This window comes from Pseudomonas sp. REST10 (genome assembly GCF_029542605.1).
GTDB lineage: Bacteria > Pseudomonadota > Gammaproteobacteria > Pseudomonadales > Pseudomonadaceae > Aquipseudomonas > Aquipseudomonas khazarica.
The window spans coordinates 2,464,491-2,477,077 of sequence record NZ_CP035677.1 but is presented as its reverse complement, the minus strand read 5'-3'; the positions used below and the strand labels follow the sequence as shown (position 1 = coordinate 2,477,077).

The following is a 12,587-nucleotide window of genomic DNA, read 5'->3' as shown; positions in this document are numbered from 1 at the left end:
TTGAACAGCACCAGGACACAGCCTCATGCCCCGCCCCGCCCTCCTTGTCCCCATCGCCCTGCTCGTGGTGGCCATGACCTCGATCCAGAGCGGCGCATCGCTGGCCAAGAACCTGTTCCCCCTGGTCGGCGCCGAAGGCACCACGGCCCTGCGCCTGGTGCTTGGCGCGATCATCCTGTCGCTGGTGATGCAGCCCTGGCGCGCCAGGCTGGACCTGCGCAAGTGTCACGCCCTGCTCGCCTACGGCCTGGCCCTCGGCGGCATGAACCTGTTGTTCTACATGTCGCTGCAGAGCATTCCGCTGGGCATCGCCGTCGCCCTGGAGTTCACCGGGCCACTGGCCCTGGCGCTGTTCTCGTCGCGACGCCTGCTGGATTTCGTCTGGGTGATCCTGGCCATCGCCGGCCTGTGGCTGCTGCTGCCCACCGGCGCGACGCAGAGCGCCATCGACCCGCTCGGCGCGGGCCTGGCACTTGGCGCCGGCGTGTGCTGGTCGCTGTACATCATCTTCGGCCAGAAAGCCGGCGCGCAGCATGGCCGTCACACCGTCGCACTGGGCACCTGGGTCGCCGCATTGCTGGTCCTGCCGGTCGGCCTGTGGCACGCCGGCGGCGACCTGTTCGACCTCGACCTGCTGCCCATCGCCCTCGGCGTGGCGGTGATGTCATCGGCGCTGCCGTACAGCCTGGAAATGGTCGCCCTGACACGCATGCCCGCGCGCACCTTCAGCGTGCTGATGAGCCTGGAGCCGGCGATAGCCGCGCTCTGTGGCCTGATCTTCCTCGGCGAGAAGCTGCTCTGGGGGCAGTGGCTGGCCGTGGCGGCGATCATCATCGCCTCGACCGGCGCCGCAGCCACCATCAAGCCGCAGCGCTAACTGCCGAACTGCAGCTCTGCCAGACGCGCATACAGCGCGCTGCTGTCGATCAGCTCGGCATGCCGGCCAATGGCGGCCAGACGCCCGCGCTCGATCACCGCGATGCGGTCGGCCTGCTTCACCGTGGCCAGGCGATGGGCGATCACCAGGGTCGTGCGCCCGGCCATCAGCGACGGCAACGCCTGCTGGATCAGGTGCTCGCTTTCGGCGTCCAGCGCACTGGTCGCCTCGTCCAGCAGCAGGATCGGCGCATCGGCGAGCAAGGCGCGGGCAATCGCCAGGCGCTGGCGCTGCCCACCGGACAAGCCCAGCCCCGCCTCGCCCAGATGAGTCTGGTAGCCCTGCGGCAGGCGCTGGATGAACTCGTGCGCATGCGCGGCGCGCGCAGCGGCCTCGACCTCGGCCTGACTCGCATCCAGGCGGCCATAGCGGATGTTGTCTTCGATCGAGCCGTAGAACAGCGCCGGGTTCTGCGACACCAGCGCGAAGCAGGCTCGCAGCTCACGCGGATCGAGCTGATCGATCGGCACCCCGTCGATGAGGATGCGCCCTTGCTGCGGGTCGAAGAAGCGCAGCAGCAGATCGAACAGGGTCGACTTGCCGGCCCCGGAGGGGCCCACCAGCGCCAGCGTCTCGCCTGCGGCCACCTGCAGGTCGACGCCATCGATGGCATAGCTGTCCGCACGCGACGGATAGGCGAAGCGCACCCCCTGCAATTCGATGCGCCCCTGCACCGGCCGCTGCAGCGGCTGCGGCCGTTCCGGCGCCACGATGGCGTTGCGCGAACGCAGCAGCTCGCCGATGCGCTCCGCTGCCCCGGCTGCACGCTGCAGCTCGCCGACCACCTCGCTCAGCGTACCGAAGGACGAGCCGACGATCAGGCTGTAGAACACGAAGGCCGCCAGCTCGCCACCGGAAATGCGCCCGGCGATGACATCCATGCCGCCGACCCAGAGCATCACCCCCACCGCGCCGAGCACCAGCACGATCACCACCGTGATCAGCCAGGAGCGCTGGGCGATGCGCTTGCGTGCGACGTCGAAGGCCGCCTCGGCGGACTCGCCGAAACGCCGCTTGTCTTCATCCTGGTGGTTGTAGGCCTGCACGGTCTTGATCTGCCCCAGCACCTCGCCGACGTAGCTGCCGACGTCGGCCACGCGATCCTGACTCTGCCGCGACAGTGCCCGCACGCGCCGGCCGAACAGCAGGATGGGCGCCACCACCAGCGGCAAGGCCAGCAGCACGATGCCGCTGAGCTTGGGGTTGGTGACCACCAGCAGGATGCTGCCGCCGATGAGCATGATCAGGTTGCGCAGCGCCATCGACAGCGATGAACCGATCACCGATTGCAGCAAGGTGGTGTCCGCGGTCAGTCGCGACTGGATCTCCGAACTGCGGTTGCTTTCGTAGAAACCGGGGTGCAGCTCGATCAGGTGATCGAACACCCGCCGGCGGATGTCGGCCACCACCCGCTCACCGATCCACGACACCAGGTAGAACCGCGTATAGGTGCCGAACGCCAGTGCCAGCACCAGCACGAAGAACAGCAGCAGGGAATGCCGCAACGCGGCCGGGGACTGCGTGGCCAGGCCCTGGTCCACCAGCAGCTTGATGCCCTGGCCCATGGACAGGGTGATGGCCGCCGTGAACAACAGCGCCAGCAGTGCACCCAGCACCCGGCCGCGATACGGCGCGATGAAGCGCCAGGCCAGGCGGACGGCACCACGCTGGCGAGAAGAAAGCATCGATGTCATGACAGGTCTCAGGAGTCAGCAGCCGAGGGCGCTTCGGCCAGCCAGGCCACTGCGCACAAGGCCAGCGCAGCCAGGTTGGTGGAAAGCGGGTTGAACGCCTGAAGCAACAGATGGGGACTGAACAGCGCAACATCAAGCCGCAGCACCAGCAATACCGCGACAGCGACCCGCAGCGGCCAGCTCCGGCGACGCATCGTCAGCAGAACGATACCCGGAGTCTTTCCCCCACGCCGGCGATGCGGGCGATCAGCTCCGGCGCAAACAGCGGGTGCTGCGGGCGCCCATGGGCACCGATCATCGCCACCTCGTCAGGACTGAGCCAGAGGATCTTCGGCGCCAACCCATGCCAGATGAACGCCAGCGCCAGGGCCAGGCGATCCGCGCCAGACGCGGCTCAGTCATGCAGGAAGCGTTCGCCATGGTCGGCCGTGGGCAGCAGGCAGACGTCATGCCGACCGAACAGGCGGTAGCGATTCAGCGCGATCCGGTCATAGCACCAGTCACGCAGCGGCCTGGGCACCAGGCGCAGCCAGCTCAACCCGCGCCATGGCCAGGGCAGCCTGGCGAGAATGCGCAGCAGCGCGGAGGAACGCAGGTGCAAGCCCTGCTCGTCGATCAGCGCCATGCTGTCGAAGTGATCGGTCGGCAGGCCGTACCAGGCCAGCAGCGCCTGACCCTGTGCGGACTGCACCGAGGCCAGACGAAAGCGTCGTTCGGGGTCATGCCGGATGAGAAACTTCGCCCAGCCGTTGCACAGCTTGCAGACGCCGTCGAACAGCACGACGCGCTCTCCAGCGGCCAGCCCCGGCGGCAGATTCGACTGCGTCATCGCGCGGCACTCGCCTGTTGCGCCTGCGGGCGATAATGGCCGGTGATCCGGAAGGCGAACAGGATGTCCTCCTCCTGCGTGCCACGGCCGATGTTGTGCAGCACCAGTGGCACGCCATCTGGTGCCCGACGGTCGCTGACGATGCCGATATGGGTGAGACCACGCCCCAGATCCCAGGTGACGATATCACCGGCCGCGTAGGCGGCTGGCTCCTGGCTGACCGGCAGGGACCAGCCCTGGCGCGCGAACCAGGTCATCAGGTTCGGCACGCGGCGATGGTCGATGTTGCTGTCCGCCCGCTTCAGCCCCCAGTGCTGCGGATACACAGCGAAGTTGCCGCGCATGTCGCGGTGCACGGCCTCCTGCAGGTCCAGCCCCTGCTCGCGCAACGCCCGGATCACCACATCGGTGCAGACCCCGGTGGCCATGGGCACATCGCCGCCCGGGTAGCTCAAGCGCCGGTACGCCGGGTCATAGCTCAGGGTCACACCCACCTGCTTGCGCGCATCCAGCACCAGCCGGTCGGCCTCGATGGCCTGCGCGGCGAACGCCAGCGACCAGGCCAGCAGCAGCATCACTACCCGCATTTCGATCTCCTATCGACTCAGGGGATAAAGCAATTCTTCCTTGTAGCCCGCCCAGACCCGCACGGCATCGGGAAAGGCGTCGTCCAGCGTCACGTCGCCGCTGTCGACCAGCAGCGGGCGGCCTTCCAGCGTCGCCAGCTTGCGCTTGGTGGCGACCACCCGCAGGCGCTCCAGGCCGACTTCGCGCAGCACGCGCGGGCTGATCTGCTGATTGCCACGGCCGATGACATGCCCCTGGCCGCCGATGGCGGTCACCAGGATGTAGGCGGGATGGCCGGCGACCAGGGCGAACAGTTCGGCCTCGTTGACGTCGCGGGCGATCACCTGACCATCCTCGATCACGTCGACGCCCAGCAAGGTTGTTTCCAGTCCCAGATTCTGCGCCAGGCCGTGCAGGGTTGAACCGGGGCCGAACACATAGCGCACGCCCGACTCCCACTCTGCTTCCAGCCAGGCGGCGAGGTCGGCCAGCACCAGTTCCTCGGACTCCATGCCGCCCTGCTTGACCGCCTGCACATAGCCGCCCTCCTGCGGCACGCACAGCTCGCCGTACCAGCGCGCGGTAACGCGCCCCTCACGCAGGGCGCTCTCGTCGATATCGCGCACCTCGCCACTGGCCAGGCGCACCAGGCCGCCCTCCACGAGGCGAGCGGTCAACTCGCCCGCCGCGCGCGGGCTGATGGCATAGACCCCGGACTGGATCTTCACCCCGGCCGGGATGCCCAGCACCGGCTGCCCGTCTCGCACCACCGCGCAGACATCGCGCGCCGTCCCGTCACCCCCGGCGAAGAGGATCAGCGCCACACCGGCGTCCTGCAGTTGCTGCACGGCGCGCCGGGTATCCTCGGCAGTGGTCGGCTGCGCACCCAGCGAGCCCAGCAGGCGGTGCTCGAAGCCCATCTGCGCCAGCAGATCGCCGCCCATGGCACCGGGATAGGTGACGAACTCGATACGCTCATGCAAGCCCTGCAGTTGTTCGAGCGCGGTGCGCGTACGCTGCGCCGCCTTGGCCTCGACACCCAGCGCCAGCGCCTGCTCGGCCATGCCATCGCTGCCCTTGAACGCAGCCGGACCGCCAAGCCCGGCCAATGGATTGATGATCAGCCCAACATGAAAACGCGACATGTATTCCTCGTTCCACGCAGGCTGGCACGCAGCCTGCAATACCACTTTCGCACTGTGTTTCGTGACGGAATTCCGCCGTTGCAGCTGTCACCGCGCCTTCATCTGGACTTCCTAGAATGGCGCGCATCATTGATCAGGAGACAGGCCATGAACTTGCACGACAACGCCGCCCAACGCCCCGGCACATCGCTCCGGCAACTGCCGGTCGGGGGCTTCGTCATCGACGCCGAAGGCCGCGAAGTGCCCATCACCGAAGACATGATCCAGCGCGCCTGCAGCGAACTGGAAGAAAACCGCCAGACCAGCGACAAGCCGGATTGAATCGCACGCCAGACAGGATCGAGCCTGGCGCGCAGGCTCAATCGCGCGGCACCAGCTTCAGCGACAGCGAGTTGATGCAGTAACGCAGCCCGGTAGGCCGTGGCCCATCGGGAAACACATGCCCCAGGTGGGCATCGCACTTGGCGCACTTGACCTCGATGCGGTGCATGCCGTGGCTGAAATCATCGACGCTGGCGACCACCTCGTCGTTGACCGGCTGGAAATAGCTCGGCCAGCCGCTGCCGGAATCGTACTTGGCAGCGGAATCGAACAGCGCCTCGCCGCAGCAGGCGCAATGGTAGATACCTGGCGTCTTGCTGTCATGGTACTCGCCAGTGAACGGCCGCTCCGTGCCCCCCAGGCGGCACACGTGAAATTGCTCCTGCGACAGCTCTTCGCGCCAGGTTTCCAGGGATTTGTCGACTTTATCCACGGGCTGCTTTCCTCCTCGACGATCAGGTGAACGGTGGCGACGGTGAATCTTCGTGATCGCGGCCAGTCCAGGCGCAGTCCGCACGGCACTGCCGCCATCCTCCGCCTCGTTGCCAGGGTAGCAGGCATGAAAAAAGCCCGACTGGTACCTTTGCCGCGATCAGGTCGCCACGTATGATTCGACCCCAGTCTGTCACCCACGTTACAGGCTGCCAAGACTCACCCACGGGGAATCTCGGCAGCCTGAGCCGGTGGGTTCTTCATAGATCGGGATCCCATACATGCAGGTCAGCAAATCGAACAAGCTCGCCAACGTCTGCTACGACATCCGCGGGCCCGTGCTCAAGCACGCCAAACGCCTGGAAGAGGAAGGCCACCGCATCCTCAAGCTGAACATCGGCAACCCGGCACCGTTCGGTTTCGAAGCACCGGAAGAGATCCTCCAGGACGTCATCCGCAACCTGCCGACTGCACAGGGCTACAGCGACTCCAAGGGGCTGTTCAGCGCGCGCAAGGCGGTGATGCAGTACTACCAGCAGAAGCAGGTCGAAGGCGTCTCCATCGAGGATATCTACCTCGGCAACGGCGTCTCCGAACTGATCGTCATGGCCATGCAGGCCCTGCTCAACAACGGTGACGAAGTGCTGATCCCGGCGCCCGACTACCCGCTGTGGACCGCCGCTGTGGCGCTGTCCGGCGGCAAGCCGGTGCACTACCTGTGCGACGAACAGGCTGGCTGGTTCCCCGACATCGCCGACATGCGCGCCAAGATCACCCCGAACACCAAGGCGCTGGTACTGATCAACCCGAACAACCCGACCGGCGCGGTGTATTCGCGGGAAGTCCTGCAGGACATCGTCGAACTGGCCCGCCAGCACAACCTGGTGATCTTCTCCGACGAGATCTACGACAAGATTCTCTACGACGAAGCCGTGCACATCAGCACCGCCTCGCTGGCACCGGACGTGCTCTGCCTGACCTTCAACGGCCTGTCCAAGAGCTACCGCGTGGCGGGCTTCCGCTCCGGCTGGGTGGCCATCTCCGGGCCCAAGCACCGGGCACAGAGCTACATCGAGGGGCTCGACATCCTGGCCAACATGCGCCTGTGTGCCAACGTGCCGAGCCAGCATGCGATCCAGACCGCTCTCGGCGGCTACCAGAGCATCAACGACCTGGTGCTGCCCAACGGCCGTCTGCTGGAACAGCGCAACCGCGCCTGGGAGCTGCTCAACGACATCCCCGGCGTCAGCTGCGTCAAGCCCATGGGCGCGCTGTACGCGTTCCCGAAGATCGACCCCAAGGTCTGCCCGATCCACAACGACGAGAAGTTCGTCCTCGACCTGCTGCTCTCGGAAAAGCTGCTGATCGTGCAGGGCACCGCCTTCAACTGGCCCTGGCCCGACCACTTCCGCGTGGTCACGCTGCCCCGTGTCGACGACCTGGAGCAGGCCATCGGCCGCATCGGCAACTTCCTCAAGGGCTACAGCCAGTAAACCGGCATGGACCTGCAGATAGACGATTTCTACAAGGACGCGGCCAGCGGCCTGCTCATGCTCTACCAGGCCTTCCCGCGCAAGATGGCGCTGTACGTGGAAGACCTGATAGGGCGTGAGGAGCCGGATGAGTTCGGCCTGCCCAGCAAACGCCATCAGGCCTGTCTCGGCGCACTGCTGTGGCTGGCCGAGGAAGGCTACCTGCGCTTCGAGTCGACCATCGCCTACGACGCGCTGGATCAGGCGGTGCTGACCGAGAAAGGCTTCCTGCGCCTGTCGCGCTCCATTCCCCACGCCCTGCGCGAAGGCGAAGTGCTGCCGCCGAGCGTGCGCCGCGTGCACGCAACGCTGGCCTTCCAGCTGCGCGAAGCCCTGGCGCAGCGCCACGGCGAGCGCACCGCACGGCTGACTCGCCTGCTGTTCGAGAGCACGCTGCACGGCCAAGAGACATAGTTTGAAATAGTCGCCGGTTGAAAGCCCCGGGGGCGCGCCCTTATATAGCCCGCATTACTCGTACGTCTTTCCCGTGAGGAGTCCGTTCACACCATGATGCGCATTATGTTGTTCCTGGCCACCAACCTGGCGGTCCTGGTTATCGCCAGCATCACTCTCAAACTGCTGGGCGTCGACCGCTTCACTGGCCAGAACCACGGCAGCCTGCTGATCTTCTGCGCCGTGTTCGGTTTCGCCGGCTCGCTGGTCTCGCTGTTCCTCTCCAAGTGGATGGCAAAGATGAGCACCGGCACGCAGATCATCACCCAGCCGCGCACCCGCCACGAGCAGTGGCTGCTGCAGACCGTCGAGGAGCTGTCCCGCGAAGCCGGCATCAAGATGCCGGAAGTCGGCATCTTCCCGGCCTACGAGTCCAACGCCTTCGCCACCGGCTGGAACAAGAACGATGCGCTGGTCGCCGTCAGCCAGGGCCTGCTCGAGCGTTTCTCGCCGGATGAAGTACGCGCGGTGCTGGCCCACGAGATCGGCCACGTCGCCAACGGCGACATGGTCACCCTGGCGCTGATCCAGGGCGTGGTGAACACCTTCGTCATGTTCTTCGCACGCATCTTCGGCAACTTCGTCGACAAGGCGATCCTGAAGAACGAGGAAGGTCACGGCATCGGCTATTTCGTCGCGACCATCTTCGCCGAACTGGTACTGGGCATCCTGGCCAGCATCATCGTCATGTGGTTCTCGCGCAAGCGCGAATACAAGGCCGACGAAGCCGGCGCCCGCCTGGCCGGTACCGGCGCGATGATCGCCGCCCTGCAGCGCCTGCGTGCCGAACAGGGCGTGCCGGTGCAGATGCCCGACAGCCTCACCGCCTTCGGCATCAACGGTGGCCTGAAGAATGGCCTCGCCGGCCTGCTGATGAGCCACCCGCCGCTGGAAGACCGCATCGAGGCGCTGCGCCGCCTCGGCTGATCGACAGCCGCAAAAGAAAAGGCGACCCCAGGGTCGCCTTTTTCATGCCGCTGCCGAATCAGCGCCGCGTGAGGTGGAACACCACCTCGTCCACCGCCTCGAGCTGGTTCTCGCTGAAGCGCGGATTGCCGCTCAGCACATCCTTGCGTTCGACCTCCTGCAGCACCCAGCCCCCGCTGAAGAGGCGCTCGGCCTCGGCATCCTCGACCGAGAATGGCGGGCCATCCATGCGCTGCTGGTCATAGACCAGGGTCACCAGCAACCCCTGACAGGCAGCCGGCAATATCGCCTGCAGGTGCGCGGCATAGCGCTCGCGCATCTCGGCCGGCAAGGCGATCAGCGCCGCACGGTCATAGAACGCCTGGCACCCGGCAACGTCCTCGCCAGTCAGGGCGAAGAAATCGCCACAGAGAATCTGCAGGTTGCCGGCGGCATAGACCTTGTATGCACCGCGTTGCGAGATCTGCGGCTGCACATCGCGCTCGGCGAAGAAATCCTGCACGGCGCGCTCGGCCAGCTCCACGCCGATCACCGCATGCCCCTGCTCCGCCAGCCAGGCCAGGTCGAGGCTCTTGCCGCACAGCGGCACCAGCACCGTCGCCTGCGCCGGCAACCCCAGGGCAGACCAGTGACGACGCAGGTAGCCGTTGACCTTCTCCTGGTGAAAACCAATCTGGCTACGCGCCCAACGATCCTGCCAGAACGCCTCGTGCATCAGAAACCCTCCATGAAATTCGATAGGAATACTCAATAATTTATACTGGAAGTCGATACTTCCAGCGCCGAAGATGGCCACATCCTACTTCAGGAGCCAACTTCCATGCTGCCTTCCCTGTACATTTCCCACGGTTCCCCCATGCTCGCACTGGAGCCCGGCGCCAGCGGCCCGGCGCTGGCGCGCCTGGCCAGCGAGCTGCCGCGGCCGCAGGCCATCCTGGTGGTCTCCGCGCACTGGGAAAGCCGGCGCCTGCTGCTCACGGCGGGTGAACGACCGGAAACCTGGCACGACTTTGGTGGCTTTCCAGCGGCGCTCTACGCCGTGCAATACCCGGCACCCGGCGCTCCGCAGCTGGCCGAGGCGATCGCCCGGCAACTGGACGCCGCCGGCCTGCCGGCCGAGCTGGACGCACGCCGCCCCTTCGACCATGGCGCCTGGGTCCCGCTGTCACTGATGTATCCGGACGCGGACATCCCGCTGCTGCAACTGTCGCTGCCCAGCCAGCTCGGCCCCGAGCTGCAGACGCGCGTGGGCCGAGCGCTGGCGAGCTTGCGCGAGCAAGGCATATTGCTGATCGGCTCCGGCAGCATCACCCACAATCTCGGCGAACTGGACTGGCGGGCCGGGCCGGATGTCGTCACGCCCTGGGCCAAGGCGTTTCGCGACTGGATGGTGGAGCAACTCGAAGCCGGGGACGAGCAGGCGCTGCACCACTACCGCCAGCGGGCGCCAAGCGCCGTACGCAACCACCCCAGCGAAGAGCACCTGTTGCCGCTGTTCTTCGCCCGTGGCGCTGGCGGCAGCTTCTCCGTGGCGCACACAGGCTTCACCTACGGCGCACTGGGCATGGACATCTATCGCTTCGACTAGCCGCCGTTCCTCACGCTGTCCCAGGCGATCTGCGCCAGCAGCTCACGGCAATCGCGCAGCGCGCTGCGGGTCCGCCCAGCCAGCCAGTTGCGCGCCAGGTCCTGCGTCGGACCGATCACCACCGAGGCGAAGCAGTCATCCGGCAGTGCCTTGAACAGCCCCTGCTGACGGTATTCGGCCAGCGCCGCGAAAATCTGCGCGAAGTGCTCACGGTTGGCCTCGCGCAGCGCATCCCCCATCTCCCCCGCCTCGACCCGACTGCAGCTGTGCAGAATGAAGCGCGCCCAGTCCGGGTTGGCCACCACCCAGTCGATGTAGCTGGTCACCAGCAGCCTGACGCAGGCCTCGGCACTGTCTGCGCTGGCGAAACCGCGCTGCAGCATTTGCGCGTACTGCGCGGTGCCGCTCATGTACAGCGCAGCGATGATCCGCTCCTTGTTGCCGAAGTGGTGGTACAGGCTGCCGATGCTCGCACCGGAGCGGTCACGGATCATCTCGATGGTGGTGCCATCGACCCCCTGCTCGGTGACGCAGGCCAGTGCGGCCTGGAGGATTTCGTCTTTGCGTGATGGACGGGCCATGCCGCTCCTCGCTGACTAGAATATTTTTCTAGAATAATTTTCTAACGCTCGTATACTGCCTCGGCGCGCGCTCATCTTCAATCGCAGACACGCAGGAGAGAGTCATGAGTCAGATGTTGCAGATGTTCCAGCAGGCCGGTGCTGCCCAGTTCAGCGCGATGATCGGCCAGGTCGCCCCCTACTTCGCCAGCATCGCCCCGCAGATGGTCGAGTTGCGCCCCGGCTACGCCGAGGTGCATTTCGCCAAGCGTCGCGAAGTGCTGAACCATATCGGTACGGTGCACGCCATCGCCCTGTGCAACGCGGCGGAACTGGCCGCCGGCAGCATGACCGATGCCTCGATTGCCAGCGGTTGCCGCTGGATTCCCAAGGGCATGACGGTGGAATACCTGGCCAAGGCCGATGGCGACATCCGCACGGTGGCCGACGGCAGCGCGGTGGACTGGAGCCAGACCGGCGACATCAGCGTGCCGGTGATGGCCTACGTCGGCGACAAGCCGGTGTTCCGCGCCGAGATCACCATGTACGTCAGCCAGGCCTGAAAACACGAGGCCCGTCATCGACGGGCCCCGTGCCTGCATTCAGTCCAGCCGCACCAGGATACGGCCGACCATGCCGCCGGAGAGTATGCGCTCGATGGCTGCCGGCAACTCCGCCAGGCCAATTTCCTGGCACAGCGGCGCAAGGTCGAGTTTCCACTGCAGCGAGAGCTTGTCCCACATCGACGCCTTGACCACCAGCGGCAGCTCCACCGAGTCCACGCCCAGCAGGTTGACCCCACGCAGGATGAACGGCAGCACGTTGGCCTGGAAGCCAACGCCGGCCGTCAGCCCGCAGCAGGCCACACTGGCACTGTGACGCAGCGACTTGACCACGTTGAACAGAATCTCGCCGCCCACGGTGTCCACCGCGCCGGCCCAGCGCTCCTTGAGCAGCGGACGCTCCCCGCCCTGCTGCAGCTCCTCGCGGCTGACGATCTCGTCGGCCCCGAGCCCACGCAGGAAATCGCCCTGCTCGGCCTTGCCGGTCGCGGCGGTGACCCGGTAGCCCAGTTGCTTGAGCAGCACCACGGCAATGCTGCCAACACCACCCGTGGCGCCGGTGACCAGCACCGTGCCGGCCTCGGGAACCACACCGGCCTGCTCCAGCTTGTCCACGCACAGTGCGGCAGTCAGTCCGGCGGTACCGAGGATCATCGCCTCGCGCAGCGGCAAGCCCTGCGGGCGCTTGATCGCCCAGGCAGCCGGCACGCGGATGTACTGGCCAAAACCGCCCGCCGTGTTCATGCCCAGGTCGTAGCCGGTGACGATCACCTCGTCGCCCACCGCGAACTCGGCCACGCCGGACGCCTCGACCACCCCGGCGGCGTCGATCCCCGGCGTATGCGGATACGCCTTGGTGACACCACGGTTGCCGCTGGCGGACAGTGCATCCTTGTAGTTGAGCGAGGAGTAGCGCACCCGGATCAACAGCTCGCCCTGCGGCAACTGTTCGACGTTGCGCCCGACCACTTCACGCTTGAAGGCGCCAGTGGCGTCTTCGCTGACCAGCAAGGCCTTGAACTCAGTCATCACCCTCTCC

General features: G+C 66.2%; 15 protein-coding genes and 1 pseudogene. 7 read left to right on the top strand and 9 right to left on the bottom strand.

Annotation, left to right across the window (positions count from 1 at the left end; translation table 11 throughout):
• The first annotated feature begins 25 nt into the window (after nt 1-25).
• Entirely contained in the window at nt 26-877 is an 852-nt protein-coding gene (gene rhtA, locus EWH21_RS11725) for a threonine/homoserine exporter RhtA (RefSeq protein ID WP_277700559.1), read from the top strand.
• On the opposite strand, the gene EWH21_RS11720 is transcribed toward rhtA, so the two are convergent.
• The 5 genes and pseudogenes from EWH21_RS11720 to EWH21_RS11700 form a co-directional block, all read right to left on the bottom strand.
• Nucleotides 874-2,631 carry an ABC transporter transmembrane domain-containing protein gene (locus EWH21_RS11720; RefSeq protein WP_277700558.1) on the bottom strand — a complete coding sequence of 586 codons (1,758 nt, stop codon included), beginning with the start codon at nt 2,629-2,631 and terminating at the stop codon, nt 874-876. The two genes, rhtA and EWH21_RS11720, sit on opposite strands and share 4 nt — an antisense overlap.
• A gap of 8 nt (nt 2,632-2,639) precedes the next feature.
• Nucleotides 2,640-3,033, bottom strand: a pseudogene (locus EWH21_RS11715) (DoxX-like family protein).
• A complete protein-coding gene (locus EWH21_RS11710) occupies nt 3,026-3,460 on the bottom strand; it encodes a thiol-disulfide oxidoreductase DCC family protein (protein WP_047584302.1) in 435 nt (144 codons plus the stop codon). The pseudogene EWH21_RS11715 and the gene EWH21_RS11710 overlap by 8 nt, the downstream one beginning before the upstream one ends.
• Nucleotides 3,457-4,047 carry a DUF1287 domain-containing protein gene (locus EWH21_RS11705; RefSeq protein ID WP_134675938.1) on the bottom strand — a complete coding sequence of 197 codons (591 nt, stop codon included), beginning with the start codon at nt 4,045-4,047 and terminating at the stop codon, nt 3,457-3,459. The genes EWH21_RS11710 and EWH21_RS11705 overlap by 4 nt, the downstream gene beginning before the upstream one ends.
• A 9-nt stretch (nt 4,048-4,056) precedes the next feature.
• On the bottom strand, nt 4,057-5,172 hold the full coding sequence (locus tag EWH21_RS11700; RefSeq protein WP_037051871.1) for an ATP-NAD kinase family protein: 1,116 nt from the start codon (nt 5,170-5,172) through the stop codon (nt 4,057-4,059).
• A gap of 147 nt (nt 5,173-5,319) precedes the next feature.
• Here EWH21_RS11700 and EWH21_RS11695 point away from each other — a divergent pair, with 147 nt between their 5' ends.
• The gene (locus EWH21_RS11695) at nt 5,320-5,493 is read left to right on the top strand and encodes a PA1571 family protein (RefSeq protein WP_277700557.1); all 174 of its coding nucleotides are present in this window, start codon (nt 5,320-5,322) and stop codon (nt 5,491-5,493) included.
• A gap of 37 nt (nt 5,494-5,530) precedes the next feature.
• Here EWH21_RS11695 and msrB read toward each other — a convergent pair whose 3' ends face one another.
• Complete coding sequence (gene msrB / locus EWH21_RS11690) at nt 5,531-5,926, bottom strand: peptide-methionine (R)-S-oxide reductase MsrB (RefSeq protein ID WP_037051870.1); 396 nt, start codon at nt 5,924-5,926, stop codon at nt 5,531-5,533.
• Nucleotides 5,927-6,206: 280 nt separating this feature from the next.
• Between msrB and EWH21_RS11685 the strand changes: the two genes are divergently transcribed.
• The 3 genes from EWH21_RS11685 (at nt 6,207) to htpX (ending at nt 8,837) form a co-directional block, all read left to right on the top strand.
• Nucleotides 6,207-7,418, top strand: a complete 1,212-nt coding sequence (locus EWH21_RS11685; protein WP_037051869.1) for a pyridoxal phosphate-dependent aminotransferase — start codon at nt 6,207-6,209, stop codon at nt 7,416-7,418.
• Between the two features lie 6 nt (nt 7,419-7,424).
• Entirely contained in the window at nt 7,425-7,871 is a 447-nt protein-coding gene (locus tag EWH21_RS11680; protein ID WP_037051868.1) for a hypothetical protein, read from the top strand.
• Between the two features lie 93 nt (nt 7,872-7,964).
• A complete protein-coding gene (gene htpX, locus EWH21_RS11675) occupies nt 7,965-8,837 on the top strand; it encodes a protease HtpX (protein WP_037051867.1) in 873 nt (290 codons plus the stop codon).
• A gap of 58 nt (nt 8,838-8,895) precedes the next feature.
• Here the strand turns inward: htpX and EWH21_RS11670 are convergent, their stop codons facing one another.
• On the bottom strand, nt 8,896-9,552 hold the full coding sequence (locus tag EWH21_RS11670) for a thiopurine S-methyltransferase (RefSeq protein ID WP_150609423.1): 657 nt from the start codon (nt 9,550-9,552) through the stop codon (nt 8,896-8,898).
• Nucleotides 9,553-9,657: 105 nt separating this feature from the next.
• On the opposite strand from EWH21_RS11670, the gene EWH21_RS11665 reads away from it, so the two are divergent.
• Nucleotides 9,658-10,425, top strand: a complete 768-nt coding sequence (locus EWH21_RS11665; RefSeq protein ID WP_277700556.1) for a class III extradiol ring-cleavage dioxygenase — start codon at nt 9,658-9,660, stop codon at nt 10,423-10,425.
• Here EWH21_RS11665 and EWH21_RS11660 read toward each other — a convergent pair.
• The gene (locus tag EWH21_RS11660) at nt 10,422-11,006 is read right to left on the bottom strand and encodes a TetR/AcrR family transcriptional regulator (protein WP_277700555.1); all 585 of its coding nucleotides are present in this window, start codon (nt 11,004-11,006) and stop codon (nt 10,422-10,424) included. The two genes, EWH21_RS11665 and EWH21_RS11660, sit on opposite strands and share 4 nt — an antisense overlap.
• A 104-nt stretch (nt 11,007-11,110) precedes the next feature.
• Here EWH21_RS11660 and EWH21_RS11655 point away from each other — a divergent pair, with 104 nt between their 5' ends.
• Nucleotides 11,111-11,548, top strand: coding sequence for a hotdog fold domain-containing protein (locus tag EWH21_RS11655; RefSeq protein WP_134675943.1), 438 nt, complete (start codon nt 11,111-11,113; stop codon nt 11,546-11,548).
• Nucleotides 11,549-11,587: 39 nt separating this feature from the next.
• On the opposite strand, the gene EWH21_RS11650 is transcribed toward EWH21_RS11655, so the two are convergent.
• The gene (locus EWH21_RS11650) at nt 11,588-12,577 is read right to left on the bottom strand and encodes a YhdH/YhfP family quinone oxidoreductase (RefSeq protein WP_277700554.1); all 990 of its coding nucleotides are present in this window, start codon (nt 12,575-12,577) and stop codon (nt 11,588-11,590) included.
• Nucleotides 12,578-12,587: the final 10 nt, after the last annotated feature.